The organism is Rhizobacter sp. P3_B12 (assembly GCF_056402895.1).
In genome coordinates this window covers 1-1,238 of record NZ_JBFUGN010001386.1, presented here as the reverse complement: position 1 = coordinate 1,238, position 1,238 = coordinate 1, and the positions used below count along the sequence as shown (strand labels likewise).

Here is a 1,238-nt window from a genome sequence, read left to right as displayed (position 1 = left end):
GATCTGCCATGGGCTGTGAGGCGCCTTGCCGTCGGACGCTGGCTGCTGCCCGCCAGTCACCTGCGAGGCGCATTTCACCTGGAACAACGGATTCAGCCCCGCGCTGCGCTCGATGCCGAGCGCCTCGACCAGCTGATCCAGCGGCAGGTGCGCCTGCTGCCGTGCGGCCAGCAGCCGTTCGCGCACCTGGCGCAGCAAGGCCGCGAAGCCCTGCTGCGGGTCGATGCGCAGCCGCAGCACCAGCACGTTCGTGAAGTGGCCCACCATGCCGGCCAGTTCGGCGCGGTCGCGGTTCRCCGACGGCACGCCGACGCACAGGTCGCGGTCGCCGCCATAGCGGTGCAGCAGCAGCGCGAGCAAGGCCAGCGTCACCATCGCGGGCGAGGCGGCGTCGCGGCGCGCGAGCGCGAGCAGCGCATCGCCGGTCTCGGGTGCCAGCCCGAAGCCCAGCAGCGCGCCGCGGGCGCTGCGCTGCGCCCCGCGCGTGYGGTCCAGTGGCAGCGTGGTGGCGAGCGGCGCATCGCGCAGTTCATCGAGCCACCAGGCCTGCTGGCGTGCCAGCTCGCCAGCGTCGAGCCAGCGTTGCTGCCATTGCGCATGGTCGGCGTACTGCAGCGCCAGCGGCGCCAGGGCCTGGGTGGGGTGCTGCAGCAGCGACGAGAGCTCCTGCAGCAGCAGCGCCACCGAGCCGCCGTCGGCCGCGATGTGGTGCACGCCGAGCAGCAGCGCCAGCGTGCCGTCGGGCTCGCGGTGCAGGGCCGCGCGGAAGACGGGGCCGTGCTCCAGGTCGAACGGCTGCGCGGCGAAGTCTCGCGCCGCATCGTCGCTGCTTCCCTCGTGTTCGGACCAGCCGAATGCCGCCGACTCGTCCACCGCCTGCACCGCCTGCCCCTCGGCATCCAGCGCGATCCGCGTGCGCAGCACCTCGTGCCGCTGCACCAACCGTCGCACGGCGGCCTGCACGTCATCGCCACTGCACCCGCCTCGAATGCGCAGTCGACCGGCCAGGTTGTAGGCCGGCGACTGCGGTGCGCGCTGCCACGCCAGCCACAGCGCGCGCTGCGCCGGCGCGAGCGGCGCCGGCATGCCGGGCTCGCGGGCGATCAGCGGCAGCGCGCCGAAATCCAGCCCTTCGGCACGCAGCCGTTCGATGAACGCCGCGCGTTTTCCTGCTGGCAATTGCACGAAGCGATGTGACAGGGCAGCAAGTTCGATCGTCATTCCAGTGAATCTTCCAG

Annotated in this window: 1 protein-coding gene; it reads right to left on the bottom strand. The window is 72.4% G+C overall.

Annotated features, from left to right (window positions below; translation table 11 throughout):
- The coding region (locus AC1D01_RS35460; protein WP_477874320.1) for a condensation domain-containing protein at window positions 1-1,185 on the bottom strand (1,185 nt) is incomplete at its 3' end.
- Window positions 1,186-1,238 lie beyond the last annotated feature (53 nt).